Source organism: Ferribacterium limneticum (assembly GCF_020510565.1).
In the GTDB taxonomy this organism is placed as follows: Bacteria; Pseudomonadota; Gammaproteobacteria; order Burkholderiales; family Rhodocyclaceae; genus Azonexus; species Azonexus limneticus_B.
Genome location: NZ_CP075189.1, coordinates 3,690,887 through 3,717,687 on the forward strand (window position 1 = coordinate 3,690,887; position 26,801 = coordinate 3,717,687).

Here is a 26,801-nt window from a genome sequence, read left to right on the forward strand (position 1 = left end):
GCAAATCACCAGACGCAAATCTAAACGCGTCGTGACGTGAAAATTCCGAGCGGAGTTCGTGTGCGCGATAACTGCCCAGCCCCAGCCTGCCATCGGCTCTTCAAGGCCACGGCTACGCTGTGCCTGGTGCTCGGACTGTCGGCAGCCAACGCCGAAGAGCAGCCCCCGACGCCGACCCTGAACGCAACGGACAGCGCCACGACCATAGAAACAACGGCTGGCCCCAGTGCCAACACGAAAAACACGGCCAGATTCGCCATCCTTGCCGCCCGCCCCAAGGCCGAGACTGCTGCGCGCTGGCGAGCGCTGATTGAATACCTCAACAAGGCCAATCCAGAAATACAACTCGAACTGCTGGCACTGACCTACCCGGAACTGGACTCGGCCATCCGCGACAAGCGGGTCGACTTCGTCCTCACCCAGCCTGGTCACTACATCGCGCTGACCCAGCGCGAAGGCCTGCTCTCGCCACTCGCCACGCTGATCGAAAAAGAGGGCGAGCAGATAGTTTCGGCGCTCGGCGGCGTCATCCTGACCCGCAGCGACCAAAAAAACATCCAGAGCCTTGCCGACCTTGCCGGAAAACGTATCGCCACCAACAGCATCAGTTCGCTGGGCGGCTACCAGGCTCAGGCCTACGAGTTGATGTTGCGCGGCATCGATCTATCCTCGGACGCCACCCTGATCGAAACCGGCCAGCCGCAGGACAAGGCCATCCAGCAACTGCTCGCCGGACAGGTCGACGCCGCCTTTGTGCGCACCGGCCTGATCGAGGCCATGGCCAAAGAACACAAGCTCGACATCGGGCGCCTGCGCGTCGTCAATGCCCGGGATGACGGCTTTCCGCTGGCCCATTCGACCCGGCTCTATCCGCAATGGGCGCTGGCGGCGATGCCGTGGGCCGACCAGAATTTTGCCCGCAAGATCGCCGCCGACATCCTCACCTTGCCGCATGGCGGCGCCGTTGCCCGCGCCGCGCAAATCCACGGTTTCGCCATTCCCGGCGACTATCGCCCGGTCGAAGACCTGCTGCGGCATTTGCGCCTGCCGCCCTTCGAAACAGGCCCCAAGGTCAGCGTCAGCGACATCATCAACCAGCATGCCTCGTTGATCGGCATCGCCATCATCGGCGTCGCCGGCGGGCTGATGTTTTTCGTCCTGATCCTGATCCGCTCCAATCGGCGGCTCAAGACGGAGCGCGCCCGGACGGCACTCGCCATGTCCGAATTGTCGGCGACCGAAGCACGGTTTCGTGCCATTTTCGAGAATGTCGACGCCCTTTCCATCCAAGGCTATCTGGAAGATGGCACGGTCGCCTACTGGAACCATGCCTCGCAGGCGCTGTACGGATATACCGCCCACGAAGCGATCGGCAAGTCGCTGCTCGAACTGATCATCCCGCCCGAACTGCAGGACGGCGTGCGCAACGCGGTGCACTGGATGTTCATCAACAAGACCGGCGTTCCGGCCGGGCGCCTGACCCTACACCACAAGGATGGCCATCCGGTCGAGGTCTATTCGAGCCACACCGTCGTCGATACGGCCGACCTCGGCCCGATGATGTTCTGCCTCGACGTCGACCTGCGCGAACTGGCCAGCGCCGAACAGGCCCTCATGGAGAGCGAGGCCCGGCAACGGATGATTCTTGAAACGCTGGGCGAGGGCGTGTTCGGCGCCGACCTCGATGGCGTCTGCTCCTTCATCAACCCGGCCGGCCTGGCCCTGCTCGGCTTCAGCGAGGGCGAGTTGCTCGGGCGCAGCACCCATAGGCTTTTCCACCATCATCGCGCCGATGGGGAGCCCTATCCGCAGGCCGAATGCCCGCTTCACCTGACAGCCGTCGACGGACAGACGCGCCGAACGGAAGACGTTTTCTGGCGCAAGAATGGCGAAATGTTCCCGGTTCGCCTGACCATCACGCCGACGCTGCGCGACGGCCAGATCAGCGGCACGGTCGTCTCCTTCTCCGACATCAGCGAACTCCGCCGGGATGCCCTGGAACTGGAAAAGCATCGCCATCACCTCGAAGCCGAAGTCAGGCAGCGCACCGAGCAACTGGAGATTGCGCGCCAGGCAGCCGAGGCGGCGAGCCGCTCGAAGAGCGCCTTCCTGGCCAACATGAGCCACGAAATCCGGACGCCGCTCAATGCCGTCCTCGGCATGGTGCACCTGCTGCGCCGCGACGCCCCGACACTTGAGCAGATCGACCGCCTCGACAAGATCGACAACGCCTCGCAGCATTTGCTTGCCGTCATCAACGACATTCTCGACATTTCAAAAATCGAGGCCGGCAAGCTACAACTCGACGACACCAAGGTCGACATCGCCAGCATCCTCAAGCGTGTCGTTTCGGTTCTTGGTGAGCGCGCTCGCGAAAAGGGGCTGGTCCTGCACACCGAGTCCGACGATTTCACGCGGACGCTGACTGGCGACCCGACGCGCATTACGCAATGCCTGATCAATTACACGGCCAACGCCATCAAGTTCACCGAGCAGGGCAAAGTCACGGTCCGGGCCCGCCGGATCTCCGAGATCGGTGGCGAAACCCTGCTGCGCTTCGAAGTTGAAGATACCGGGATCGGCATCACCGAGGAATCGATCCCGCGCCTGTTCGGTATCTTCGAGCAGGCCGACGCCTCGACCACCCGCAAATTCGGCGGCACCGGCCTCGGCCTGGCCATCACCCGCCGCCTCGCCCAACTGATGGGTGGCGATGTGGGTGTCAGCAGCCAGCCGGGCAGGGGCTCACTTTTCTGGTTTACCGCCTGCCTCAAACCGGGCGACGTGGCCATGGACGCCCTGACCTCGAGCCATGCCGGTCTGCCCCTGCAAGCCGTCCAGGAAACACTGGCCGGGCGTCATCTGCTGATCGTCGAGGACGAGCCGATCAACCGCGAGATCGCGCTCGAACTACTCAGGGAATTCGGCACCACGGCCGACACGGCGGAAAATGGCCGGGAAGCCCTCGAGTTGCTCAAGACCCGCAACTACGATCTGGTCCTCATGGACATGCAGATGCCGGAAATGGACGGCCTCGAAGCCACCCGCCGGATTCGCGCCCTGCCGCAACACACGCTGCTGCCGATCATCGCGATGACCGCCAACGCCTTTGCCGAAGATCGCAAGCGCTGCATCGAGGCGGGCATGAACGACTTCATCGTCAAGCCGGTCGAGCCTGACGACCTCAAGATGCTACTGCTGCATTACCTCGCGACGTAACGCCCGAGAACGCGCTCGGCCGCAAGGACGCCGCGATACTGCGCTTCCTCGAACAAGGAAAATCCGGACAGATCGGCATGGGCCAGCGTGATGCGCGGCATTTCAAATTTGGCCAATTTTTCCCGTTGACCGTGGAAGAGGCTGCCCGGCACCGGGCGACGCATGGCGTGGCCATTGCGGAAGATGTCGAGGCGCGTCGTCAGCTTGCGGATATCGGGATGAACGCGTTCGAGTTCGGCCAGGATGCCTTCGGCCCAGGCGGCGCGTGGCGTTTCCATGAGCAGCCGACGCCCCTCGGCCGGCGCCACGTCGTGCAGCGCGCGGTAGTAAGTGAACACCGTGCCGCTCAAACGACGGCGGATCAGCTGATGCGTCGCGCTGACGTAGCCGAGGCCGGGGCTGTCGTAGAACACGTTGTCCCACGCCGCCGGCGCACCGTGGCGCTCTTCCGGCAGATCGGACAGATGCAGGTTGGCGGTCAGCCACGGCGCGTAATCGCCGGCCAATGCGGCCGCTTTGAGCTCGCCAGGCATCGCCGGCCAGACGCGCGGCAGGACGAAGGCCGGCGCCGCCCAGATCAGTTGCCGGGCTTCGAAGCGCACGGTTTTAGCCCCTAAAAGCACGTCGACCGCGACACCCGTTTTTCCTGCCTCGATACGCCAGACGAGAGCCCCGGTGACGATGCGATCACCCGACTTTTTGGCCAGCCCGCGCGCCAGCCAGGCGTTGCCTTCGGGCGCTGTGAGGACCGTATCACCCGCCGCATTGGCCGCTTCGCCGTCACGGCAGGCAAAGTAGTGCAGTCCGGCCCAGGCCGAAACCTGATCGTGCGCCATGCCGTAATCGTCGCGGCAGGCGTAGTTGGCCAGCCAGTGCACGGTCGGTGCCGTGTAGCCGTTGTCGGTCAGCCACTGGGCGAAGGAAATCCGATCGAGCGCCAGCCATTCAGAATCGCGACTCGACAGCGCCATCGGAATGGCGAACAGCCGGCGGCCGTCGCGGCCTTTGGCTCGCTTGAGTTCATCCATCCGTTCATGAAAACGCTTTTGCTGCGCCAGCTCAGCCGCATCGATGCTACGTTGCGGCAGCAAACCCTCGTCCCACAGACCGTTCCGATAGACCCGCTCCTGCGGCGTCGCGCACAGATAACGCTCGTCGTAGGTCGGCTTGAGTGCTGCCGGATCGCCTTGCAACACGCCCAACTCGGCCAACAGCTCACGCACCAGCACGGCATCCTGGCCCGGCAACGGTAAATAATGCGCGCCCCACGGGTAGGCGACGAGCGGCGACTGCCCGGCCCGCGAATTGCCGCCGGCCTCGCTTTCCATTTCCAGCACAAGAAAGTCGTCGACCGCAGCATTGGCCAGTTTCCATGCCGCAGAAAGCCCGGAGATGCCGCCACCGACGATCAGCACACCGGTTTTTCGCGTTTCGGAAGGTTCGGGAAAATTACCGTCGCGCAAGCGGTGGCCGAGCGCGTGATTCATGCCGAGCAATTCGCCGGGCGGCAACGGGGGTTTTCCAGCCGGGGCGCAACCGGCGAGGGCGGCCGCCCCCACCGTGCAAAGGAACTCGCGCCGGCTAGTCAAACTTCCGCAACGACAGGCTGACCGACAACTGGGCGCCAAGCCAGCCGAGGAAAGCGCCGAGTGCAGCCAAGCCTGCCGTTTCGCCAAGGCCCGGCGGACGCAGGCTGAAGTTGCCACCGTAGAGCGCCGCCAGTTCGCCGACCGGCCCGCCCAGCAGACGCAGCGCCGCCAGCACGAGCGCAGCAGCGAGCAGGCCGCCGAGCGCGCCCTGCAAGGCACCAAAATAATAGAAAGGCCGGCGGATGAAGCCGTCTGTCGCACCGATCATGCGCGCCACCTCGATCTCGGCCGACTGCGCCATGACCTGCAGGCGGATGGTGTTGAAGGTGACGGCGACCAGCCCGGCGCCAAACAGCCCGGCCAGCATCCACAAAGCCAGCTTGCCAAGGCGCAGGAAGGCGTCGAAACGCTTGATCCAGGCCGAATCGAGCTGGACGTGGGCAACCTTGGGCCAGCCCGAAATTTCCTTGCGGAGGATTTCCAGCGCTTCCGGCTCGGTGTTGGCCGGTTCGATGATGAAGGCGTCGGGCAGCGGGTTGCGCGGCAGGCTGGCGACGATTTCAGCCATGCCTTCGCTGCTCTGCATGCGCTTGAGCGCGTCCTCTTTCGGCACAAATTTCCATTTGCCGTTGGGCGCCTGACGCAGGCGGCTTTCGATCTCGCCAACATCTTTCTTGCTCGCCTCAAGGCTCATGAACAGGCTGATCTGCTGGACGCCGGAGGCATTGCGGCCGAGGTCGCGCAGGTTGTCGAGGGCAACATAGCCGAAGGCCGGCAGGGTCAGCGCGATGCCGATGACGATCAGCGACAGCAGGGTATTGAGCGGCGTCGCCCACAGACGGCGGAAGGCGGCAGCCAGTGCGGCACGATGGTGAATAAGCCAGGTCATGCGACCACCCTCCCGTGCGCTAGGCGCAGGACATTCGGGTGATAACGCTCGATCCAGCTCTGGTCGTGCGTGGCGACAACGACCGTCACGCCGACGCGATGAAAGTCGGCAAAGATGTCGAGAATGGCCATGCCTGATTCGGTATCGAGATTGCCGGTCGGTTCGTCGGCGATCAGGATGGTCGGCCGATTGACCACGGCACGGGCGATGGCCAGCCGTTGCTGTTCTCCACCCGACAGCGCGATGGGATTGGCTTTTTCGCGGGCCAGCAGACCAACCTTGTCGAGCGCCGCCTGGGCCCGGCGAATCGCTTCGCGGCGTGGCAGACCGGCGATGTTCAGAGGCAGCAACACATTCTCGAGCGCGTTGCGATCGAACAGCAGTTTCTGATCCTGGAAAACCAGGCCGAAATGCCGGCGCACGTGCGGAATGGCGCTGCGCCCGAGAGCCGAAAGGTTCTGGCCGTTGACCACAAGGCTACCGGAAGTCGGGCGCTCGATGGTCGAAATGAGCTTGACCAGCGTCGTCTTGCCGGCGCCGGAATGGCCGGTGATGAGCACCATCTGCCCGGCAGAAATCGAAAAACTCGCATCCTTGACGGCCTCGAAGCCGCCCGGATAGCGCTTGGTCAAATTGCTCGCTTCGATCATTGCTCGAACATGGCATCCACGAAATCACGGGCCAGGAAGGGGCGCAGGTCGTCGATCTGCTCACCGACACCGATGAAGCGGATCGGCTTCGGGCATTGCCGGGCGATCGCCGTGACGACGCCGCCCTTGGCCGTGCCGTCGAGCTTGGTCAGGACCAGGCCGGTGACGTGGATCGCCTTGTCGAAGGCCTTGACCTGCTGCAACGCGTTCTGGCCAATGTTGGCGTCGAGGACGAGCAAGGTTTCATGCGGGCCTTCCGGGTCGATTTTCTGAATGACGCGGCGGACCTTGGCGATTTCTTCCATGAGGTGCAACTGGGTCGGCAGGCGGCCGGCCGTATCGGCCAGCACGATATCGATGCCGCGCGCCTTGGCCGCCGATATGGCGTCGAAGACCACGGCGGCTGGGTCGCCGTTGTCCTGGGCGATGACCGTCACGTTGTTGCGCTCGCCCCAGGTTTCGAGCTGTTCGCGGGCCGCCGCGCGGAAAGTGTCGCCGGCAGCCAGCAGCACGCTCTTGCCCTGCATCTGGAAATACTTGGCCAGCTTGCCGATCGAGGTCGTCTTGCCGGCGCCGTTGACGCCGGCAATCATGATCACGAAGGGCTTGTGCGTCGACACGTCGAGCGGCTTTTCGAGCGGCTGCAGGGTTTCCAGCAAGGCGTCGTGCAACGCCTTCTGGATGGCGTCCGGCGTATCGAGTTTGTCGCGCTTGGCGGCCTTTTTGAGCTCGTCGAGCAGGTGTGTCGTCGCTTCGACACCGCAATCGCTCGTCAACAGCAGGGTTTCGAGCTCTTCGAGCAGTTCGTCGTCGACCTTGCCGCGCGAGAAAATGGTTTTGAGCTTGCCGCCCCACTGGGCGCGGGTCTTGGCCAGACCCTTGAACAGGCGCTCGCGCCACGATGGGGCGGCGGCTTCGGCCGGGACGTCGGCCTTGGCTTCGGCTTTAACGTTGGCGCCGGATTTTTTCAGGAAACTGAACATGGGGTTGGTGGTCTCAAGCCTTGCTGACAGGCGGGCGGCAAGCCGTTAAGATGCCGTCCGATTCGATGCAAAATCAGCCGCGAATTCTAGCAGAAAGCCCAGCCCCCCCATGCGCCTCAAATACCTGCTCTCCGTATTGCTTGCTGCCGGGTTGTCCACCGCAGCTTTCGCCAACCCCTACGAAACCACGCTAAAGAACGGCCTGCGCGTCATCGTCAAGGAAGACCACCGGGCGCCGACCGCCGTCCAGATGGTCTGGTACCGCATCGGCAGCACCGACGAGGTCGATGGCGCTTCCGGCGTCGCCCACGTGCTCGAACATATGATGTTTAAGGGCACGCCAAGCGTCGGTCCCGGCGAGTTCAACAAGCGCGTCGCTGCTGCCGGCGGACGCGACAATGCCTTCACGAGCCGCGACTACACGGCGTACTTCCAGCAAGTGCCGAAGGAAAAGCTGCCCGACATGATGCAGCTCGAAGCCGACCGCATGCGCCACCTCAACGTGGACGCCAAGGAGTTCGAACAGGAAATCAAGGTCGTCATGGAAGAGCGCCGCATGCGCACCGACGACAATCCGCAGTCCAAGCTCTTTGAGCAAATGAACGCCGTCGCCTTTCAGGCCCACCCTTACCGCCGGCCGATCATCGGCTGGATGAACGACCTCGAAACGATGACCGCGGCCGATGCCAAGGCCTGGTACGACACGTGGTACGTACCGAACAACGCCTACGTCATCATCACCGGCGACGTCGATCACAAAGAGGTTTTTGCCCTTGCCGAGAAATACTACGCGCCGCTCGAAGGCCGCCCCCTGCCGGTTCGCCGGCAACAGGTCGAGCCGGCCCAGGAAGGCACACGCAAGGTGACCGTCAAGGCGCCGGCCGAGCTGCCGGTGCTGATCATGGGCTACAAGGCGCCGATCCTGCGCGACATCGACAAGGATAGCGACCCTTACGCACTGGAAATGCTCGCTTCCATCCTCGACGGCCATGACGCCGCCCGCTTCAACAAGAAGCTGGTCCGCGAGGACAAGGTTGCCCTGTCGGCCGGCATCGATTACGACGCCACGGCGCGCGGCCCCGGCATGCTTTACCTGCACGGAACGCCCTCCGAAGGCAAGACGGTCAGCGATCTCGAAGCCGCCCTGCGGGCCGAAATCGCCCGCGTTCAAAAGGATGGCGTCAGCGAACAGGAACTCAAGCGGGCCAAGGCGCAGTTGATTGCCGGCCAGGTCTACAAGCTCGACTCGATGTTCGGCCAGGCCATGGAAATCGGCCAGATCGAAGCGGTCGGCCTGCCCTACCAGAAGCTCGACCGGATGCTCGACAAGCTGCAGAAGGTAACCGCCGCCGACATTCAGGCCGTGGCCAAGAAGTATTTCAACGACGACGCGCTGACCATCGGCCTGCTCGATCCGCAACCGCTCGACGGCAAACCGCGCCGTCCTGCTGTTGCCACTCGCCACTGAGCCGGGAAGATCATGGCTTTACCGTGGATGACCATCCTGAGCAATGTGCCGTGGAGCGACGTGCTCGGCAAAGCGCCGATCATCGCCGATGGGGCGAAAAAGCTGTGGAAGGGCATGGGTCGCAAGAATAGCGATGGTTCCGTCGTCGACGCGGACCCCGTCGCGCCCCCCGATGCCGATGTTGCGACGCGACTGACGTCCCTGGAAACCCTTCAGCGCAAATTGCGCACCCAGATACTGGCCTCGGGCGAATTGATTCAGGCGCTGAGCGAACAGAACGCCCTGTTGGTCGCCCAGGTTGATGCCAACCGCCGCCTTGTTCGCTACCTTGCCTGGGGCCTTGGCGCGACGGCGCTGGTCGCCGGCCTTGCCCTGCTGCTCGCCTGGCAACCGAAATTATTGGAGTTTTTGGCATGAAAAGACTGTTGACCGTAGCAATCGCCCTGCTCATCTCGCAAGTCGCCCTGGCTGGCGTCAAGATCGAGCACTGGGTCTCGCCCTCCGGCGCCCGCGTCTACTTCGTTGAAAGCCGCGTCCTGCCGATGCTCGACGTACAAGTCGATTTTGCCGCCGGTTCGATGTTTGACCCGGCAGGCAAATCCGGCCTCGCCGCGCTGACCCGTGGCGCGCTCGACCTCGGTGCCGGCAAATTCGATGAAACCGCCATTGCCGAACAGATGGCCGACATCGGTGCCAGCCTGGCCGGCGGCGCCGACACCGACCGCGCCAGCGTCTCGCTGCGCACCCTGTCGGCCGTAGACAAGCGCGAGCCGGCGCTGACCATCCTGAAAAGCGTGCTGCACGCTCCGCGCTTCGACGCCGCCATTTTCGACCGTGAAAAAGCGCGCACCATCGCCGGCCTCAAGGAAGCGATGACCCGCCCCGACAGCATCGCCGGCAAGGCCTTTTGGGCCACCATGTACCCGAACCACCCGTACGGCCGCCAGGCCACGCCGGAAAGCGTTGCCGCGCTCAACCGCGACGATCTTGCCGCCTTCCATGCCCGCTACTACAACGCCGCCAACGCCAGCATCACGCTGGTCGGCGACCTCTCGCGCGCCGATGCCGAAAAGATTGCCGAAGCCATCGCCGCCGAACTGCCCAAAGGCAAGGCGGCGACGCTGCCGGATGCACCGGAGTTGCCAAAATGGAGCCATACCAATCTGCCCCACCCGGCCAGCCAGGCGCACGTCTACATCGGCCTGCCGGCCATCGAACGCGGCAATCCGGATTTCTTTCCGCTGCTCGTCGGCAACTACACGCTCGGCGGCGGCGGCTTCGTCTCGCGGCTCATGAAGGAAGTCCGCGACAAGCGCGGCTACGCCTACAGCGTCTACAGTTATTTCGCCCCGCTCAAGCAGACCGGCCCCTTCCAGATCGGCCTGCAGACCAAGCGCTCGCAAGCCAAGGATGCGCTCAAGGTGACCCGCGAAGTACTGACCGGCTTCCTGAAAGACGGCCCGAGCGAGGACGAACTGGCAGCCGCCAAGGCCAATCTGACCGGTAGCTTCCCGCTGCGCCTGGACAGCAACAAGAAGATTCTCGACAACGTCGCCAACATCGGATTTTACGGCTTGCCGCTCGATTACCTCGATCAGTATCAGGCCAAGGTGCAGGCGGTGACGACTGACGACATCCGCCAGGCTTTCGCCCGCCGCGTCCGGCCGGACAACCTCATTACGGTGACGGTGGCAGCTGATTGAATTCCGTTCGCATCATTGGCGGCGACTATCGCCGCCGCGTCCTGAAGTTTCCTGACAGCGAGGGCCTGCGCCCGACGCCGGACCGCGTCCGCGAAACGCTGTTCAACTGGCTGGGTCAGGAACTGGACGGCCGGCATTGCCTCGATCTATTTGCCGGTAGCGGCGCCCTTGGCTTCGAAGCGGCATCGCGCGGCGCGGCGCGTGTCGTGATGGTCGAGCAGGCGCCCAAAGTCCTGGCGGCGTTGCGTGAAAACCACGAAATGCTGCAGAAACCGGCAGCGATGGAGATCGTTCGCGCGGATGCGATACAATATTTGTCCTCGACGACATCAAAATTCGACCTGATCTTCCTCGATCCACCCTTCAAGAAAGGCTGGATTGCCCGCCTGGAGCCACTCCTTCCCGGCGCACTGAACGAAGATGCTGCGATCTACGTCGAAGCAGAACACGAAATCGAATCGCTTGGCGATTGGCGCACAGTGCGTCACGGTCGGGCGGGCGAAGTCCACTATCATTTGTTGCGGCGAGACACAGGCGGGAAAGCAGCTTGACAAAACTCAACCATCGCGTAGCGATCTACCCGGGCACTTTCGACCCGATCACCCGGGGCCACGAAGATCTCGTCCGCCGCGCCTCGACGCTGTTCGACAAGCTGATCCTGGCCATCGCCGAAAGCCCGTCCAAGCAGCCGCGCTTCCCGCTCTCCGAGCGTGTCGAAATGGCCACCGAAATCCTCGGCGACCTCGATAATGTCGAAATTGTCGGCTTCAACTCCCTGCTCATGAACTTTGTGCACGAGAAGGAAGCCAAGGTTGTCGTGCGCGGCCTGCGCGCCGTCTCTGACTTCGAATACGAATTTCAGATGGCGGGAATGAACCGCAGCGTCTATCCGGAGGTCGAAACCGTGTTTCTGACTCCGGGCGAGCAATACATGTTTATCTCCGCTACCATGGTGCGTGAAATTGCGCGCCTGGGTGGCGATGTCAGCAAATTTGTGCAACCTTGTGTCGAAAAGCGCCTGCGGGCGAAAACCACAGCTTAACCGAGAGAGGAACAACAGCTATGTCTCTGATTATTACCGACGAGTGCATCAATTGCGACGTGTGCGAACCGGAGTGCCCGAACGAGGCGATCTCCCAGGGCGAGGAAATTTACGTCATCGACCCGAACAAGTGCACCGAGTGCGTCGGCCACTACGACGAACCGCAGTGCGTGCAGGTCTGCCCGGTGGATTGCATCCCCAAGGATGAAAACCATGTCGAAACCCAGGACATGCTGTGGGTCAAATACGAAAAGCTGACCGGCAACAAACGCGCCTGAGTTTTTCAGCGCCCCAACAAAAAACCCGCGAAATTCGCGGGTTTTTTGTTTTCAGTTTTAGGCTTTTTTTCCGGTTGACCGTAGCAATCCCGGTTGGCCGTAAGATTCGCCGCGGCGACCGCTCAGGCCGCCTGCAATTCCCGGATATCGAGCGGCACCAGCATGTCCTGAACGCGACCGACAATTTCCTCGAGCGCCTCGATCTGCTGCAGCAGGTTCTGCTCGACGCCATCGAGTTCGGCAATGCGATCTTCCAGCGTATCGGTCGCCTGATGGATGCGTTTGATGCTTTCCAGACGACGCTTGAGCTGGATCTGGTGTTCGCGCACCTGGGTTTCCATCGGCGCCATGATGGCGCGCAGCCAGACTTCGGCATCGCGGTTGGCGTGCTCGAAGGCGCGCCGCACCTGGGTGGCCACCTCCTCGAAGAATTTCTGAGTGATGTTCTTCTTGTCGTGGGTGAGCAGGCTGACCATCGTGTTGAGGTGATCGTCGCACCACGCCTGCAGGCGATCGAGCTCCTTTTCGTAACGGAGCAGCGAGAAGGTCGTCGGCGAACCAAGCTTGAGGCCATGCTCGATGGCGAATTTCTTGTAAACCGCCTCCATCATCGACAGGATTTCGCCGATTTCGCTGTTCGACTTGGCCAGCGCCGTGCGCGAACCGGCAAAGAAGCCGGCCATGGCATCGGACAGGGTCTTGGAAAACGCCGCTTCGAGCATGGTTTCGCGCGTTTCGTGCGTCAACTGGCGCAGAACGTCGAGACCGAGGTGGCTGAACAGGTTGTTGGTCAGCGTCGAGAACACACTGCGCACGGCGTAGTAACGCTGCAAGCCGGACTCGAACTCGTCCTTTTCTGCCCGCACCTTGCCCATCATGTACTCGACGACGCCCTTGTTTTTGCCACGCAATTCGGTCAATTCGGTCAGTTGCTCGCGCAGGCCAAGCAGGCGCGTGTCGAGCAGGCTGCGCACGCGCCGGCTGACGTCGCCAAACTCACCTTCGGTGCTGTCGCAGACGATATCGCGCTTGGCCGGAATCAGTTCTTCGGAGAGCGCCGCTTCGAGCAGCGGCAGACGACTCTTGTCGAGCAAAGCCGTATCGCCGTTGATCTTGGCGACCAGGCCCTTTTGCGCCGAAACCGGGAAAATCTGGCTGGCTGGCAAGTCAAGAATGGCCGCACTGGAATCGACCTGGCGCTGGATTTCGGCGTCGATTTCCTCGGTGGATTTCAATTCGTCCCACTGGCCGTCGATCTTGTTGAGGACGACCATCCGGCCACGCTTGGCCATACCGCCGCCACAAATATGCTCGCGCCAGATGGCCAGGTCGGACTGCGTCACACCCGTATCGGCGGCCAGAATGAACAGCACGGCATGGGCGTTGGGGAGCAGCGAGAGGGTCAGTTCCGGCTCGGCACCGATGGCATTGAGACCCGGCGTGTCGAGAATGACCAGACCCTGCTTGAGCAGCGGGTGCGGGAAATTGATCATGGCGTGCCGCCAGCGCGGCACTTCGACCAGCCCGTCCTCGCCAATCACATAGAGGTCGATCTGCCCCTGGCCGACCTCGAAGCCGAGACGGCCGGCCTCTTCGGGCGTCACCCGGGTCGTTTCGCTGACGTGGCGCAGGGCGTCCTGCATGGCATCGGGCGACTCGGTATCGAGCGAAATTTTCGTCCACTCGTCGGCAAAGCGCTTGTATTCGCTGACGCTGGAGTTTGAAGCCCGCGTCTGGATCGGCAGCAGTTCGATGCACGGCAGCTTGTTACCGTCGAACAGCAGTTCGGTCGGACACATGGTCGTCCGGCCGGCTGACGAAGGCAGCATCCGGTTGCCGTAGTCGGCGAAGAAAATGGCGTTGATCAGTTCCGACTTGCCACGCGAGAACTCGGCGACAAAGGCGACATTGAGCCGGTCTTCACGCAGGCGTTCGAGCAGTTGCGTCAGGCGCAAGTCGCTCTGGGCATCGGACAGCTCGTTAGTATTCAGCCAGCCCTGAAGCTCAGCGATATAGGTGGCCAGGCGTGAACGCCAGGCGGTATAGGCAGCGAATTGGTTGGCGAGCGACATACGGCGTCCTTCCCGGGCAATCGGAAACTTCAATTTAGCATAAATACATAGACTTGCAGAACCTTTTTAATGCTGGCAGCCAGTACAGTAATAGGTGCTCCGCCCGGCCTGACGAATTTGTCTGACCACCCCACCACAGCGCAAGCAGGGTTGTCCGGCCCGGTCATAGACGCCGGCCTGGATCTGGAACCAGCCGGCACTGCCGTCGCTGTGCACGTAATCGCGAATACTGCTGCCGCCCGCCGCAATGGCATCCGACAAGGTTTCGCGAATGGCCGCCACGAGCAGTTCATAGCGCGCCCGGCTGATCCGGTTGGCGGCCCGCAGCGGCGAAATGCCGGCGCGGAACAGACTCTCCGAGGCGTAGATATTGCCGATGCCGACGACCAGATGACTGTCCATGAGGGTCGGCTTGATCGGCCCGCTGCGTTTCGAAATTGACGAAAAAATCCGGTTGACCGTGAAATCGTCCGACAAGGGTTCGATCCCCTGCGTTGCCAGCAAGGGATGCAGCTCAGCCGCCGCGGGCGGCCCCGGTTGCCAGAGCACGACACCGAAACGGCGCGGATCGGCCAGACGCAAACTCTGCCCGGCCAGCACCAGATCGAAATGGTCATGCTTGGCCGGAGGCTGGTCGCGCGACACGAAACGCAGGTTGCCCGACATCCCGAGATGAACAATCAGGCTCCCTTCAATACCCGTGCGCTGACAGTCGATCAGCAGGTACTTGCCACGCCGGCGCACAGCGGCGATGCGGCAGCCCGGCAACAACTCGATCAACTCCCGCGGAATCTCCTGACGCAGCTTCGGCGCACGAATAACCACGCCCTCGATCAGCGCACCTTCGAGCTCCGGCGCCAAGCCGCGACGACATACTTCCACCTCCGGCAATTCCGGCATTGCTTGTTCCTCCGGGCAAACCCAAATAACATCACAAACTTATCGGATTCTATGCGTTCCAATAAGCAATTCTGGCGCGAACATCGCGCAAACCTCGATCGAAAGCCGTCCATGCAACTGAAGCGAATCGCTGCCGCCCTCACCCTCACCCTGGGCCTGACCCACGGTGGATACGGCCTGGCCGCCGGCGAAGCCCCCGCCAAACCAGCCGACAAGCGCCCGAGCACCCAGGCCGCCTCGGAAGACCTGCTGGCGCGCACGGTTTTCCAGGCTCTGGTCGGCGAATTTGCACTGCAGCGCGGCGACGCCAAACTCGGCTCCGACGCGTGGACTGATCTTGCCCAGCGCACGCGCGACCCAAAAGTCCTCGCCCGGGCCACGGAAGTAGCCGGCTTCGCCCGCCAGTTCGACCGCGCCCTCGAACTATCCAAATTATGGCTCGAAGTCGAGCCCGACTCGACCAAAGCCCGGCAATCCCAGTCCTCGCTGTTGATCCTTGCCAACCGCCTCGACGAACTCGCCCCGCAATTGGCGGCCCTGCTCGCCCAGGACAAGCCCAATCTGGGCAACAACCTGATGCATCTCAACCGCATGCTGGCCCGGCACACCGACAAAAAAGCCGTCCAGTCACTGGTCGACCGCCTTGCCGCCCCCTACGACGACCTACCTGAAGCCCATTTCGCCATGGCCCAGGCCGCCGCCAATGCCAACGACAACCTGCGCGCACTGAACGAAACCGAAAAATCCCTGCAACTTCGCCCGGATTGGGAAAGCGCCGCGCTCGCCCGCGCCCAGCTCCAGACCCGGTTATCGCCCCAAACCGCCATCGACAGCCTGAGCACTTTCGTCGACGCCAACCCAGCCGGCCGTGATGCCCGCTTGGCGCTCGCCCGCCTGCTCATCAGCGAAAAACGCTATGACGAAGCCCGCCGCCATTTTGATCGCCTGATCAAGGACAACCCGGACAATCCGGACGTCATCTACCCGGTCGCCATGCTTGCCTTGCAGCAAGGCGACACGACAACCGGACGGACCCAACTCGAGCACCTGTTGACCACCGATTTCGCCGACAAGAGCACCATTCATTTCTTCCTCGGCCAACTCGACCAGGAGCAGAACAAGACGGAAGCAGCAGCTGAACATTACCGCCAGGTCACCGTCGGCGAGCAATACATCGCCGCCCGCTCCCGGCTGGCCCAAATCCTCCTGCAACAAGGCAAGACCAATGAAGCCCGGGAACTGCTGCACAACACGCGCGGCGGCACGGCAGCCGAACGGACCCAATTGATCCTCGCCGAATCGCAGATCCTGCGCGAAGCCGGCCGCCACAACGACGCCTACATCGTTCTCGACCTTGCCCTGACTGCCCAGCCGGACAACCCGGAACTGCTTTACGAAGCGGCGCTGACCGCCGAGCGCATAGGCAAGCCCGAAATTCTCGAAATCCATCTCAAGCACCTGCTGGCGATCAAACCAGACCACGCCCACGCCCTCAACGCGCTCGGCTATTCGTTGACTGAACGCAACATCCGCCTGCCGGAAGCCCAAGAACTGATTACCAAGGCGCTTGGCCTGACGCCGGAAGATCCCTTCATCATGGACAGCATGGGCTGGGTGCTCTACCGCCAGGGCAAGCTGCCGGAAGCACTGCAGACGCTCGAACAGGCCTATCGCATCAAGGCTGACCCCGAAATCGCCGCCCACCTCGGCGAAGTACTGTGGCAAATGAACCGCAAGGACGACGCCCGCCGTATCCTGCAGGAAGCCACCAAGGCCCATCCGGGCAACGAAGTCCTGAACGGCGCCGTCAAGAAATACCTGCCTTGAAATTACGCATCACCCTGCTGCTGGCGGCCAGCCTGCTGACCGCTTGCGCCAGCACGCCACCGGCCCGACTGGCCGCCCGCGACAATATCCGCGACTTTGCACTGGAAGGCCGCTTCGCACTACGCGTCACGCTGCCCGGCCAGGCCGTGCAAAACTCCGGCGGCCGCCTGACCTGGACACACCAGAACCGCAGCGACCGCGTGCTGCTCTCCAGCCCGCTCGGCTACGGTCTGGCCGAAATCGAAACGACACCGGGAATTTCCCGCCTGCGTACGGCCGAAGGCAAAACCAGCGAAGCAAGCGACCCCGACACGCTGATCGAAGAGGTCACCGGCCAGCGCCTGCCGGTCAGCCGCCTCCCCGCCTGGCTGCTCGGTCGTTCGGGCGGAACGGCTCGGATCGAGTCAGACGCCCATGGCCGCCCAGCCCGACTAAACGAAGACGGCTGGCAAGTAGACTATGCCTTTGAAGACGACAGCCCGAACGCCCTGCCCAGCCGCCTGACCCTGTCGCGCAATGGTGAAATCGAACTGCGCCTGCGCATCGAGGAATGGAAAGAAACGCCGTGAGCGACTGGAACTGGCACAGCGCCTGGCCTGCCCCGGCCAAACTGAATCTGTTCCTGCACGTCGTCGGCCGGCGGGCTGACGGCTACCACCTGCTGCAAACCGTCTTCCGCTTCATCGACCGCGCCGACACACTGCGTTTCGACCCACGCAGCGATGACAAAATCGTTCTCGCCACACCCATTCCCGGCGTCCCGGCCGACAGCGACCTGACCGTCCGCGCCGCCCGCCTGCTGCAGGAAACCACGGGCTGCCGGCAAGGCGCGACCATCCACCTCGACAAGCAACTGCCGATGGGCGGCGGGCTGGGCGGCGGATCGTCCGATGCCGCGACCGTACTGCTTGCCCTGAACCATCTGTGGCAGACCGGCTGCAGCCGGCCTGAACTGGAAAAAATCGGCCTTGTGCTCGGCGCCGATGTCCCGGTTTTCATCCATGGCCGCAACACCTTCGCCGAAGGCGTCGGCGAAGCCTTTACCGACGTCGACCTGCCAGCAGAAAGTTATCTGGTTCTGCATCCTGCGGTCCACGTGCCAACTGCGGCCATTTTCGGCGCCCCCGAACTGAAGCGCGACACCGCGACCATTCGCCCGACAGACTGGCAGCACGGGGATGGCCACAACGACCTCGAAGTCGTCGCCTGCGCCAAATTCCCGACGGTGGCTGAACATCTGGACTGGCTCAAAAGCCGCGCCCCACACGCCATGATGACCGGCTCCGGCGCCTGCGTCTTCGCCGGCTTTCCCCGACGCAGCGAGGCCGAGGCCCTTCTGGCAAGCCTTCCGGCCGGCATGCAGGGCTGGATTGCCGATGGCCTGCCCGAACATCCGCTGGCAAAAATTCGCTGAGGGGCTGGATTTCCCCAAAGAGCTCCTGTATTATTCGCGCCTCGCTCGGACGCGAACCCGTTCGAGCAACCCGCTGGGGAGTCGCCAAGTTGGTCAAGGCACCGGATTTTGATTCCGGCATTCGAAGGTTCGAATCCTTCTTCCCCAGCCAAGTTTCCTTCGGGCAGGTCACAAGCCTGCCCGATTTTCATTGTGGCGGGCAAATGCACGTAAGCATGCAGAAGGTCCGGAGGAATGTGGGAATGGCCTACAACAGCTTGATGGTCTTCACCGGCAATGCCAATCCAAAACTGGCTGCCGATGTTGCAACGCAACTCAGTGTCGATCTCGGCCGTGCCAACGTCGGCCGTTTTTCCGATGGCGAAGTCAGTGTCGAGCTGCAGGAACACGTTCGTGGGCGCGACATTTTCGTGCTGCAATCCACTTGCGCTCCGTGCAACGATAACCTGATGGAACTGTTGGTTATCGTTGATTCGCTCAAGCGTGCCTCGGCCGGCCGCATTACCGCCGCCATCCCCTATTTCGGCTACGCCCGCCAGGATCGCCGTTCGCGTTCGTCGCGCGTGCCCATCGCCGCCAAGCTCGTCGCCAACATGCTCGTCGCCTCCGGCGTCGACCGTGTGCTGACCATGGACCTGCACGCCGAACAAATTCAGGGCTTCTTCGACATTCCGGTCGACAACATCTACGGCCTGCCGATCCTGCTCGACGACATCCAGAAGCAACATTACGAAAACCCGATGGTCGTTTCGCCCGACCACGGCGGCGTAGTCCGTGCCCGTTCGCTGGCCAAGCGTCTCGAATGCGACCTGGCGATCATCGACAAGCGTCGCCCGAAGGCCAACGTTTCCGAAGTGATGAACATCATCGGTGAAGTCGATGGCCGCACCTGCATCATCATGGACGACATGGTCGACACCGCCGGCACCCTGTGCAAGGCCGCCACTGCCCTGAAGGCCAATGGCGCCAAGAAGGTCGTTGCCTACTGTACGCACCCGGTGCTGTCCGGCCCGGCTGTCGAGCGCGTCAACAGTTCCGACCTCGATGCCTTGGTCGTCACTGACACCATTCCACTGCGCGACGATGCTGCTGCCTGCCCGCGCATCCGTCAGCTTTCCGTGGCCGAAATCATGGCCGAAACCATTCGCCGCATCAGCAACGACGACTCCGTCTCGTCGCTGTTCATCGATTAAGTTTTTTTAACCTTCCCGTTCTGGTCGCGGACCGGGAAAACTATTGGAGTATCACCATGCAATTTGAACTTATCGCCCAAGCGCGTACGCTGCAGGGAACGGGTGCGAGCCGCCGCCTGCGTCGCGCTGGCACCGTCCCGGGTATTGTTTACGGTGGCGAAGCCGCCCCGCAAGCCATCGAAGTCGTCCACAACGACCTGCTGCTCAAGCTGAAGAAAGAGGCTTTCCATTCTTCCGTCGTCAACCTCGTCGTTGATGGCAAGAAGGAACAAGTCCTGCTGCGCGATTACCAGATGCACGCCTATCGTCCGCTGGTTCTGCACATCGACTTCCAGCGCGTTGATGCCACGCACGAACTGCACATCAAGGTGCCGCTGCACTTCACCAACGAAGAAGTTGGCCCGGGCGTCAAGCTCAACGGCGGTCTGGTCAACCACGTCATCACCGAAGTCGACGTGCATTGCCTGGCCAAGGATCTGCCCGAGTTCGTCGAAGTCGACCTGTCCGCACTGAATGTCGGCGACAGCATCCACCTCTCCCAGCTCAAGCTGCCGAACGGCGTCAAGCTGGTTGCCCACGCTACTGACGACGTCGTCGTCGGTATCGTTGCCGGCAAGGTTGGCGCTGCTGACGCCGCTGAAGGCGAAGCTGCTGCCGAGTAATTTCCGGCATCCTGCAGTCATAGCCGCCGCTGGCATCATGCCGCCGGCGGCTTTTTCGCACTTATAGCCCATGAACCCACCTCGCCTGATCGTCGGCCTCGGCAACCCCGGCCCGGAATATGAAGCGACCCGACACAACGTCGGCTTCTGGTTTGTCGACCATCTGGCTGACAAACTGAAGGCTTCACTCGCCCCGCAGGCCAAGTTCTACGGCAAGGCGGCGCGCGTCGGCGAAACCTGGCTGCTGCAGCCGATGACCTTCATGAACCGCTCGGGCCAGTCGGTGGCGGCGCTGGCCAATTTCTACAAGATTCCCCCGGAAGAGATTCTCGTCATCCACGACGAGCTCGACCTGCCCCCCGGCGGCATTCGCCTCAAGCAGGGCGGCGGCAACGGCGGGCACAACGGCCTGAAAGATATCCAGGCCAAACTCGGCACACCGGACTTCTGGCGCCTGCGCCTTGGCATTGGCCACCCGCGCACACTCGGCCTGTCCCAGCAGGTCGTCGATTTCGTGCTGCACCAGCCGCGCAAGGATGAGCTGCCGGATATCGAACACGCCCTCGCCCGCTGCCTGCTGGCGTGGCCCAAACTCGCCGCCGGAGATTTTGCCGGCGCCCAGCAACAGTTGCACGGCAAAGCCGTTTAGTTGGCAACCACTTAGGAAAACCCATGTCTTTGAAATGCGGCATCGTCGGCCTGCCCAACGTCGGCAAATCCACCCTCTTCAATGCTCTGACCAAGTCAGGTATTGCGGCGGAAAACTACCCCTTCTGCACCATCGAGCCAAATGTCGGCATCGTTGAGGTGCCGGACAAGCGCATGGCCCAGCTCGCCGAGATCGTCAAGCCGCAGCGCATGCAGCCGGCCATCGTCGAATTCGTCGATATTGCCGGCCTCGTCGCCGGTGCCTCGAAGGGCGAAGGCCTGGGCAACCAGTTCCTGGCCAACATCCGCGAAACCGATGCCATCGTGCACGTCGTACGCTGCTTTGCCGACGACAACGTGATCCACGTTTCCGGTGGCGTCGACCCGCTGCGCGACATTGAGGTCATCGATACCGAACTGGCGCTGGCCGACATGGCCTCCGTTGAAAAGGCGCTCAATCGCTACCGCCGTCCGGCCAGTTCCGGCGACAAGGAAGCGAAGATTCTGGTGGCTGTGCTCGAACGCTGCTTTGCCCAGCTTGACCAGGCCAAGGGCGTACGTGCCCTCGATTTCTCCAAGGAAGAACTGGCGCTGCTCAAGCCGTTCTGCCTGATCACCGCCAAGCCGGTGCTCTACGTCGCCAACGTTGCCGAAAACGGCTTCGAAAACAACCCGCTCCTCGACGCCGTGCGCGCCCACGCAGCTACCGAGAAGGCCCAGGTCGTTTCTGTTTGTGCTGCCATCGAAGCTGAAATCGCCGATCTCGACGAAGAAGAGAAGCAGATGTTCCTGGCTGATCTCGGCCTCGAAGAACCGGGACTCGACCGCCTGATCCACGCCGGCTACAAGCTGCTTGGTCTGGCCACCTACTTCACGGCCGGCGTCAAGGAAGTACGCGCCTGGACCATTCATCAGGGCGACACCGCGCCGCAGGCGGCCGGCGTCATCCATACCGACTTCGAGCGTGGCTTCATCCGCGCCCAGACTATTGCCTTTGACGATTTCATTGCCTACAAGGGTGAGGCCGGCGCCAAGGAAGCGGGCAAGATGCGCGCCGAAGGCAAGGAGTACGTCGTCAAGGATGGCGATGTGCTGAATTTCCTGTTTAACGTCTGATTGGAAGATTAGAATAACCTCATATACAGTCTGAATGACTCTATGACCAGCGCCAACGCAGTAGCGAGCAGCCTGCCCCCACCGGACAAGGATCTCCTGTCCGGGAAGGTCTTTCTGTGTGCCTTCGAGCAGAGCGATGAAGGCATGCTGGTGACTGATGGCCAGAATCTGATTGTTGCGGCTAACGGCGCCCTGTCCCGACTGAGTGGTTATTCGCTTGCAGAGCTGATCGGGCAGAATCCGCGCATTTTGTCCTCCGGCCGGGCCTCCCCTGACTTTTATGCGGCCATGTGGCAGGCGCTGGACACGCAGGATTACTGGGAAGGCGAGATCTGGAACAAGCAGAAGGATGGCGCCAACTATCCGCGCCTCCTCAAGATTTCGGTATTGCGCAACGCCGATGGCAGCGTCCGCAACCATGTCGCCAATTACACCGAGATCGACGCCAGCCACGAGGTTGCCGACCGTCTGGCCTACCTGGCTTATCACGACCCGCTGACCAATCTGCCCAACCGGCTGGCCTTCGAGTCGCAACTGGCGCAATCGCTGCGCAGTTGCGAGCGAGAGGGCAAGCAGCTGGCGCTGATGTTGATCGACCTCGACAATTTCAAGAACATCAACGACACGCTGGGCCATCATGTCGGCGACCAGTTGCTGCAGAATGTCGCGCTGCGCCTGCGTGAATGCGTGCGGGCCAGCGATCTCGTGGCACGCATCGGCGGCGACGAATTCGTCGTCGTTCTGCCCGACATCGAATCACCGCTGACCGCCGCCCGCGTCGCCAGCAAGATTCAGAGCAACCTGGCCGACAGCTACCGGATCGCCGATCACGTGCTCTACGCCACGCCGAGTATCGGCATCAGCCTCTATCCGATCGACGGCGGCGATCCCGGCACCCTGTTGCGCAACGCCGATACGGCGATGTACCACGCGAAAAGTGCTGGTCGCAACAATCACCAGTTTTACACGGCCCGGATGAACGAGGCGGCGGGCGAGCGTCTGGCGATGGAAAACGAGCTGCGCCAGGCGATTGCCGCCATTTCACCGGCGAGCAGCGAGTTTTCGCTGCACTTCCAGCCGCAGATCGAAACGGTCAGCGGTCGGGTCCTCGGCGTCGAGGCCCTGCTGCGCTGGAACAATGCAAAATTCGGGTCGGTATCACCGCTGCGCTTCATCTGCATCGCCGAAGAAACCGGCCTGATCCAGCCGCTCGGCGACTGGGTGATCTGGGAAACCTGCCGGCTCATCCGCGTCATGAAAAAGCATGGCATCGACGGCATCCGCGTCGCCATCAACATCTCGGCCCAGCAGTTGCGCCATGAAAACCTGCTGCTCCTCGTCCGTGGCGCGCTGGCCTGCTACGACCTGCTGCCCGAGGACATCGAGCTTGAGGTAACCGAGAGCACGGCCATGGAAAACCCGGAGATGACGCTGTCCATCCTCGACCAGCTGGCCGCCATGGGCATCGTGCTGGCCATCGACGATTTCGGCACCGGCTACTCCTCGCTGGCTTACCTCAAGCACCTGCCAATAAAGCGGCTCAAGCTCGACCGCTCGTTCGTCAAGGACATCGAGACCGACGTCAACGACGCGGCCATCTGTACCGCGACCATCGCCCTGGGCCACAGCTTGGGTCTCGAGCTGGTCGCCGAGGGTGTCGAAACCGAAGCCCAGCGCGACTTTCTCTCCGGGCTGGGCTGCGATTTCCTGCAAGGCTACCTGTTCAGCCGGCCGATGCCTTTCGACGATACGGTGGCTTACCTCAAGGCCCACCTCGCCACTGAGCGGCGCTAACGGATGACCTTGCGCCACTCGTCTTCGAAAGTTCGCACCAATACCTGATTGTTCAACTGATTGACCTCGGCCGGCAGGCGCGCCATGTCGGCCGGGAATTCGAACAGGCCGGGGAGGATTTCGGATGTCAAAAATCGCGTTTTTTTCCGGTCGACCGTGGGAATCGAAAATTCCTGCCGGCCGGCGATGATGTAGCCCCATTCACCGAAGGACGGGACCAGCGCGTGGTACGGCGCCGTCTTGAAACCCACACTTTCCAGCGTCGTCACGACGCACCAGTAGGATTGCCGAGCGAAAAGCGGCGAGGTCGACTGGACGACGATCAGGCCGCGCGCCGACAGGCGTTTTTCGAGCAGGCGGTAGAAGGCCGACGTGTACAGCTTGCCCAGCGCGTAATTGGCCGGGTCGGGAAAATCGATGACGACGAAGTCGAAGTACTCGCGGCTTTCCTCCAGCCACTGCAGGGCGTCGGCGTTGACTACCGTGACCTTGGGCGAACTCAGCGCGCCCTGATTGAGCGCGACGAGGGCAGGTGCCTTTGAGAACAGATCGGTCATCGCCGGGTCGAGATCGACCAGGGTTACCGACTCGACATTCGGGTACTTGAGGATTTCACGGACGGCCAGGCCATCGCCGCCACCGAGCACCAAAACCCGCTTCGCCCCCGGCAGGCTGGCCAGACCGGGATGGACCAGCGCCTCGTGGTAACGGTATTCATCGTGCGAGGAAAACTGCAGGTTGCCGTTGATGAACAGCCGCAGATCGTCGCGCCAGCGCGTGACGACGAGGCGCTGGTAGGGCGTCGTTTCGGCGTGGATGATGTCGTCGGCGTAGAGGTGGGTTTCGGCAATGGTCGTCAGTTGCCCGGCCCCGGCGAAACCGGCGGCGAGCAGGCCGAAGACCGTCCAGCTTTGCACAGCAAGCCAACGCCGCGATGGCAGTTGATCGCGGAACAGATGCAGTGCCCAGAGCGCCACGGCGACGTTGAGCACGCCAAACAGCAGGCCCGTCCGGACCATGCCGATCTGCGGCGCCAGTACCAGCGGGAAGAGGATGGAGACCGCCAGCGCGCCGAGATAATCGAAAGTGAGCACTTGCGACACGAGGTCCTTGAAGGCCAGTTCACGCTTCAGGATGCGCATGACCAGGGGGATTTCGAGGCCTACCAGCACGCCGACGCCGAACACGGCGAGGTAGAGCACCAGTTTGAACGGCCCGCCCAGCCAGGTGAAAACGAGGAACAGCCCGATGGCCGAAAAGCCGCCGAGCAGGCCTACCATGAGTTCGATCTGGATGAAGCGCCCGATCAGGTCGCGCGTAATGTATTTCGACAGCCACGACCCGGCGCCCATGGCGAACAGGTAGGTGCCGATCACCGTCGAGAACTGCGTCACCGAGTCGCCGAGCAGGTAGGACGACAGGGCGCCGGCGATCAGCTCGTAGGCCAGCCCGCAGGAAGCGATGACGAAGACGGAGAAAAGGAGGGCATGCCGCATGGGCAGCGATGCTACCGCGAATTGAGGGGAACGGCTTCTACCCCACACGGTCAGACCGCCATCGCCATTTCATTTTTGGCCTTTTTTTCCGGTTGACCGTGAGAATCCTCCCCGCCCTGCTTTTCGCCGCCTGCCTGCCCCTGGCCCAGGCCGCCGAATACACCATCGACCCGGCGCACACCTACGCCAGCTTCGAGATCGATCATCTCGGCTTTTCGACGCAGCGCGGCCAGTTCAACCGGAGCAGCGGCGTCGTCGAATTCGACGCCGAGACGAAAACCGGCCGCATCGACATCAGCATCGAAACCGCCTCGCTCGACACCGGTTTTGAATTGCGCGACGACGTGCTGCGCGGCGACGACTGGTTCAAGGCCAAGGACTTTCCCTACATTTTCTTTCGCAGCCAGAAACTCATTTTCACCGAAGAAAAACTCAGCGCCGTCGACGGCGTCCTCGTCATGCTCGGTGAAAGCCGGCCGCTGCGCCTCGAAGTCAGCCGCTTCAAATGCGGCCTCAATCTGGCCAGCCGCCTGCGCGGCTGCGGAGCCGACGCCATCGGCGTGTTGCGTCGTTCGGAATTCGGCCTGAACAACGGCATCCCCTTCATCGGCGACGAAGTCCGCCTGCGCGTCCAGGTCGAAGCCTATCTGCCCTGAATCCTGTCGGCGCCAAGGCACTAAAGTCATGTGCTGATCCCCTGTTTCTGCGAAAATAGCACCCCCCTTTTGCTGTTCCCGGACACCCCAATGCCACCCCATCCCGCCATCGCCAGCACCGCCGAGATCGTCACCGAACTCAAGGCCGGTCGCATGGTCATCCTGGTCGATGAAGAAGACCGCGAAAACGAGGGCGACCTCGTCATGGCCGCCGAACACATCACGCCCGACGCGATCAATTTCATGGCCAAATTCGGCCGTGGTCTGGTCTGCCTGACGCTGACCGAAGCCCGCTGCAAGAAGCTTGGCCTCGTCCAGATGGCCAAGAACAACAAGACCCAGTACGGCACTGCCTTCACCGTTTCGATCGAAGCGGCCGAAGGTGTCACCACCGGCATCTCGGCCGCCGACCGGGCGCGCACCATCCAGGTCGCCGTCGCCAAGAACACGACCATCGACGACATCGTCCAGCCCGGCCACGTCTTCCCGATCACCGCCCGCGAAGGCGGCGTGCTGGTCCGCGCCGGCCATACTGAAGCCGGCTGCGACCTGGCCGGCATGGCCGGTCTCGAGCCGTCCTCGGTGATCTGCGAGATCATGAACGACGACGGCACCATGGCCCGCCTGCCGGAGCTCATGGAATTCGCCAAGGAACATGGCCTGAAGATCGGCACCATCGCCGACCTCATCCACTACCGCGCCGCCTCGGAAACCCTGGTCAAGCGCGTCACGAGCAAGACCATCAGCACCGCCCACGGCGATTTCACCATGCACGCCTACGTCGACCAAGCCAGTGGCGCGACCCATCTGGCACTGGTCAAGGGCAGCATTCCGGCCGGCGACGAAACGCTGGTTCGCGTCCATGAACCGCTCTCCGTCCTCGACTTCCTCGACCCGGCCAGCAAGCGCCAGTCCTTCTCCATCGAGGAAGCCCAGTCGGCCATGGCCAAGTTCGGCCACGGTGTCATCGTCCTCATGCACCGCCCGGAAGACGGCGAAGCCATCCTCTCGCGCCTGACCGGCACCGCCCCGAGCGGCCCGGTCAAATGGGACCCGCGCACCTACGGCATCGGCGCCCAGATCCTGCGCGATGTCGGCGTTTCCAAGATGCGCCTGCTCTCCAGCCCGCGCAAGATGCCCTCCATGACCGGCTTTGGCCTCGAAGTCACCGGTTTCGTCACGACACCCGCGGAGTTGTAAGC

At 62.5% G+C, this 26,801-nt stretch carries 24 protein-coding genes and 1 tRNA gene; 18 read left to right on the top strand and 7 right to left on the bottom strand.

The features are described 5' to 3' along the window. Positions 1-60: 60 nt before the first annotated feature. Positions 61-3,219: a PhnD/SsuA/transferrin family substrate-binding protein gene (locus tag KI610_RS17730; RefSeq protein ID WP_226496269.1), complete on the top strand. Its 3,159-nt coding sequence runs from the start codon at positions 61-63 to the stop codon at positions 3,217-3,219. On the opposite strand, the gene KI610_RS17735 is transcribed toward KI610_RS17730, so the two are convergent. From KI610_RS17735 to ftsY, 4 genes are all read right to left on the bottom strand, one after another. Next, positions 3,204-4,706, bottom strand: coding sequence for an FAD-dependent oxidoreductase (locus KI610_RS17735; protein WP_226496270.1), 1,503 nt, complete (start codon positions 4,704-4,706; stop codon positions 3,204-3,206). The two genes, KI610_RS17730 and KI610_RS17735, sit on opposite strands and share 16 nt — an antisense overlap. Before the next feature lie 94 nt (positions 4,707-4,800). Further along, positions 4,801-5,697 (bottom strand): permease-like cell division protein FtsX, encoded by an 897-nt coding sequence (gene ftsX, locus KI610_RS17740; RefSeq protein ID WP_226496271.1) that lies wholly within the window; start codon positions 5,695-5,697, stop codon positions 4,801-4,803. Further along, the gene (locus KI610_RS17745; RefSeq protein WP_226496272.1) at positions 5,694-6,347 is read right to left on the bottom strand and encodes a cell division ATP-binding protein FtsE; all 654 of its coding nucleotides are present in this window, start codon (positions 6,345-6,347) and stop codon (positions 5,694-5,696) included. The genes ftsX and KI610_RS17745 overlap by 4 nt, the downstream gene beginning before the upstream one ends. Further along, on the bottom strand, positions 6,344-7,330 hold the full coding sequence (gene ftsY, locus KI610_RS17750; protein ID WP_226496273.1) for a signal recognition particle-docking protein FtsY: 987 nt from the start codon (positions 7,328-7,330) through the stop codon (positions 6,344-6,346). The genes KI610_RS17745 and ftsY overlap by 4 nt, the downstream gene beginning before the upstream one ends. A gap of 109 nt (positions 7,331-7,439) precedes the next feature. On the opposite strand from ftsY, the gene KI610_RS17755 reads away from it, so the two are divergent. The 6 genes from KI610_RS17755 to KI610_RS17780 are packed head-to-tail and all read left to right on the top strand — an operon-like array spanning position 7,440 to position 11,821. Next, the gene (locus tag KI610_RS17755) at positions 7,440-8,798 is read left to right on the top strand and encodes a M16 family metallopeptidase (RefSeq protein ID WP_226496274.1); all 1,359 of its coding nucleotides are present in this window, start codon (positions 7,440-7,442) and stop codon (positions 8,796-8,798) included. Between the two features lie 12 nt (positions 8,799-8,810). Continuing rightward, positions 8,811-9,215, top strand: a complete 405-nt coding sequence (locus KI610_RS17760; protein WP_226496275.1) for a hypothetical protein — start codon at positions 8,811-8,813, stop codon at positions 9,213-9,215. Next, positions 9,212-10,501: a M16 family metallopeptidase gene (locus KI610_RS17765; protein WP_226496276.1), complete on the top strand. Its 1,290-nt coding sequence runs from the start codon at positions 9,212-9,214 to the stop codon at positions 10,499-10,501. The genes KI610_RS17760 and KI610_RS17765 overlap by 4 nt, the downstream gene beginning before the upstream one ends. After that, a complete protein-coding gene (gene rsmD, locus KI610_RS17770) occupies positions 10,498-11,052 on the top strand; it encodes a 16S rRNA (guanine(966)-N(2))-methyltransferase RsmD (protein WP_226496277.1) in 555 nt (184 codons plus the stop codon). Before KI610_RS17765 ends, rsmD begins: the two co-directional genes overlap by 4 nt. Next, positions 11,049-11,543, top strand: coding sequence for a pantetheine-phosphate adenylyltransferase (coaD, locus tag KI610_RS17775; protein ID WP_226496278.1), 495 nt, complete (start codon positions 11,049-11,051; stop codon positions 11,541-11,543). The genes rsmD and coaD overlap by 4 nt, the downstream gene beginning before the upstream one ends. A 20-nt stretch (positions 11,544-11,563) precedes the next feature. Beyond that, complete coding sequence (locus KI610_RS17780) at positions 11,564-11,821, top strand: YfhL family 4Fe-4S dicluster ferredoxin (RefSeq protein WP_226402276.1); 258 nt, start codon at positions 11,564-11,566, stop codon at positions 11,819-11,821. Between the two features lie 122 nt (positions 11,822-11,943). On the opposite strand, the gene KI610_RS17785 is transcribed toward KI610_RS17780, so the two are convergent. Continuing rightward, positions 11,944-13,893: a dynamin family protein gene (locus KI610_RS17785; protein ID WP_226496279.1), complete on the bottom strand. Its 1,950-nt coding sequence runs from the start codon at positions 13,891-13,893 to the stop codon at positions 11,944-11,946. Positions 13,894-13,959: 66 nt separating this feature from the next. Next, positions 13,960-14,793 (bottom strand): bifunctional DNA-formamidopyrimidine glycosylase/DNA-(apurinic or apyrimidinic site) lyase, encoded by an 834-nt coding sequence (gene mutM / locus KI610_RS17790; protein WP_226496280.1) that lies wholly within the window; start codon positions 14,791-14,793, stop codon positions 13,960-13,962. Between the two features lie 111 nt (positions 14,794-14,904). Here mutM and KI610_RS17795 point away from each other — a divergent pair, with 111 nt between their 5' ends. The 9 genes from KI610_RS17795 to KI610_RS17835 all read left to right on the top strand — a co-directional run bounded on the left by KI610_RS17795 (position 14,905) and on the right by KI610_RS17835 (position 23,447). Beyond that, positions 14,905-16,620, top strand: a complete 1,716-nt coding sequence (locus KI610_RS17795) for a tetratricopeptide repeat protein (protein WP_226496281.1) — start codon at positions 14,905-14,907, stop codon at positions 16,618-16,620. After that, positions 16,617-17,189 (top strand): lipoprotein insertase outer membrane protein LolB, encoded by a 573-nt coding sequence (lolB, locus tag KI610_RS17800; RefSeq protein WP_226496282.1) that lies wholly within the window; start codon positions 16,617-16,619, stop codon positions 17,187-17,189. The genes KI610_RS17795 and lolB overlap by 4 nt, the downstream gene beginning before the upstream one ends. Next, complete coding sequence (ispE, locus tag KI610_RS17805; protein WP_404827425.1) at positions 17,171-18,034, top strand: 4-(cytidine 5'-diphospho)-2-C-methyl-D-erythritol kinase; 864 nt, start codon at positions 17,171-17,173, stop codon at positions 18,032-18,034. The genes lolB and ispE overlap by 19 nt, the downstream gene beginning before the upstream one ends. A 74-nt stretch (positions 18,035-18,108) precedes the next feature. Continuing rightward, positions 18,109-18,185, top strand: a tRNA-Gln gene (locus tag KI610_RS17810). A 91-nt stretch (positions 18,186-18,276) separates the two neighbouring features. Then, positions 18,277-19,227, top strand: coding sequence for a ribose-phosphate pyrophosphokinase (locus tag KI610_RS17815; RefSeq protein WP_226496284.1), 951 nt, complete (start codon positions 18,277-18,279; stop codon positions 19,225-19,227). A 56-nt stretch (positions 19,228-19,283) separates the two neighbouring features. Beyond that, positions 19,284-19,889, top strand: coding sequence for a 50S ribosomal protein L25/general stress protein Ctc (locus KI610_RS17820; RefSeq protein WP_226496285.1), 606 nt, complete (start codon positions 19,284-19,286; stop codon positions 19,887-19,889). A gap of 70 nt (positions 19,890-19,959) precedes the next feature. Beyond that, entirely contained in the window at positions 19,960-20,538 is a 579-nt protein-coding gene (gene pth / locus KI610_RS17825; RefSeq protein WP_226496286.1) for an aminoacyl-tRNA hydrolase, read from the top strand. 23 nt (positions 20,539-20,561) lie between these two features. After that, positions 20,562-21,653, top strand: coding sequence for a redox-regulated ATPase YchF (gene ychF / locus KI610_RS17830; protein WP_226496287.1), 1,092 nt, complete (start codon positions 20,562-20,564; stop codon positions 21,651-21,653). Between the two features lie 42 nt (positions 21,654-21,695). Then, entirely contained in the window at positions 21,696-23,447 is a 1,752-nt protein-coding gene (locus KI610_RS17835; protein ID WP_226496288.1) for a putative bifunctional diguanylate cyclase/phosphodiesterase, read from the top strand. On the opposite strand, the gene KI610_RS17840 is transcribed toward KI610_RS17835, so the two are convergent. Beyond that, positions 23,444-24,943: a polyamine aminopropyltransferase gene (locus tag KI610_RS17840; protein ID WP_226496289.1), complete on the bottom strand. Its 1,500-nt coding sequence runs from the start codon at positions 24,941-24,943 to the stop codon at positions 23,444-23,446. The two genes, KI610_RS17835 and KI610_RS17840, sit on opposite strands and share 4 nt — an antisense overlap. Positions 24,944-25,041: 98 nt before the next feature. Here KI610_RS17840 and KI610_RS17845 point away from each other — a divergent pair, with 98 nt between their 5' ends. Further along, positions 25,042-25,599, top strand: coding sequence for a YceI family protein (locus KI610_RS17845; RefSeq protein WP_226496290.1), 558 nt, complete (start codon positions 25,042-25,044; stop codon positions 25,597-25,599). Between the two features lie 90 nt (positions 25,600-25,689). Continuing rightward, entirely contained in the window at positions 25,690-26,799 is a 1,110-nt protein-coding gene (gene ribBA / locus KI610_RS17850; RefSeq protein WP_226496291.1) for a bifunctional 3,4-dihydroxy-2-butanone-4-phosphate synthase/GTP cyclohydrolase II, read from the top strand. Positions 26,800-26,801: the final 2 nt, after the last annotated feature.